Source organism: Bacteroides acidifaciens (genome assembly GCF_024623065.1).
In the GTDB taxonomy this organism is placed as follows: Bacteria; Bacteroidota; Bacteroidia; order Bacteroidales; family Bacteroidaceae; genus Bacteroides; species Bacteroides acidifaciens.
This window is the reverse complement of sequence record NZ_JANJZR010000191.1, coordinates 1-1,094: the sequence shown is the minus strand read 5'-3', so window position 1 is coordinate 1,094 and position 1,094 is coordinate 1. Positions and strand designations below refer to the sequence as shown.

The following is a 1,094-nucleotide window of genomic DNA, read 5'->3' as shown; positions in this document are numbered from 1 at the left end:
CCTTGCAGTGTGCCGTGAGAATGTGGTATGGCTGTCACATTCGTAACTGCGATACAGATGAGAGTAGGTCTCTCGCAATCGCTTTGCAGGAAGAGGTTGCAAACCGGTGTATGCTGCTTTCTCCCGAAAGGGTTAAGGTAGTGAACGATACATTTAAAAGGCAGTGATGAACTGTCAGGTAACCATACAGGAGATGACCGTAAGGGAACCATTGATGATGCGTCGAAATGCAATGGGTGATGTCAAAACCATGCTTATGCAAGGAGTATGGGATAAGTTCAGAGGTTACCTGCTTACTGTCTGAACGGCATCCGGCGTAGAGGTGGCATGACCTGTATGGAGGCTGTGTTGTGGGAACACGGGAACTCACCATAGGATGTTAAGGGAGCGACCAAGAACGGCAAACCCGTAAGGTCTGAGTACCGATGCCTATGGTGGGGGCGGACTGCCTCGTAGTAGCGTTGATGTTGCTGTAATGGCAATGGAGCAAAGGGGGCAGCTTGTCCGGTGTATTTGTTTTTGTACAACTAATTGATTAATGTTATTAGGATGATGCAACATCAAGTCACAAAACCGTTTACAATCGACAAGTATTTGATAATGAATGCTTGGAAACGGGTAAAAGAAAACAAGGGGAGTGCCGGTATCGACAATGTCAGTACAGAGGACTATGAGAGTAATCTGGGAAAGAATCTGTACAAGTTGTGGAACCGCATGAGTTCGGGAAGTTATTTTCCCGAAGCTGTAAAGTTGGTAGATATACCTAAACCCTCCGGAGGAACTCGTCCCTTGGGCATTCCTACGGTTGGTGACCGTATAGCCCAAATGTCGGTCGTATTGCTGATTGAGGAAAGATTGGAGGCGATATTTCATGCAGACTCGTATGGTTATCGTCCTAATCGTAGTGCCCATGATGCAATAGAAAAAGCCCGTGAGCGTTGCTGGCATTATAATTGGGTATTGGATATGGATATAAGCAAGTTCTTTGATACCATTGACCATGACCTGCTAATGAAAGCTGTCGAGCGTCACGTGCAAGAAAAGTGGATACTACTTTACATCCGGCGTTGGTTGAAAGTGCCCTACGCAACATT

The 1,094-nt window shown here is 46.3% G+C and carries 2 protein-coding genes; both read left to right on the top strand.

Annotation, left to right across the window (positions count from 1 at the left end):
• Nucleotides 1–166 precede the first annotated feature (166 nt).
• The gene (locus tag NSB03_RS20690) at nucleotides 167–304 is read left to right on the top strand and encodes a hypothetical protein (protein WP_162222281.1); all 138 of its coding nucleotides are present in this window, start codon (nucleotides 167–169) and stop codon (nucleotides 302–304) included.
• Nucleotides 305–549: 245 nt separating this feature from the next.
• The coding region (locus tag NSB03_RS20685; RefSeq protein WP_257466637.1) for a reverse transcriptase domain-containing protein at nucleotides 550–1,094 on the top strand (545 nt) is incomplete at its 3' end.

Excerpts from the sequence above, each read along its gene's own strand:
- NSB03_RS20690 (WP_162222281.1), top strand. The coding sequence starts at position 167 with ATGAACTGTCAGGTAACCATACAGGAGATGACCGTAAGGGAACCATTG.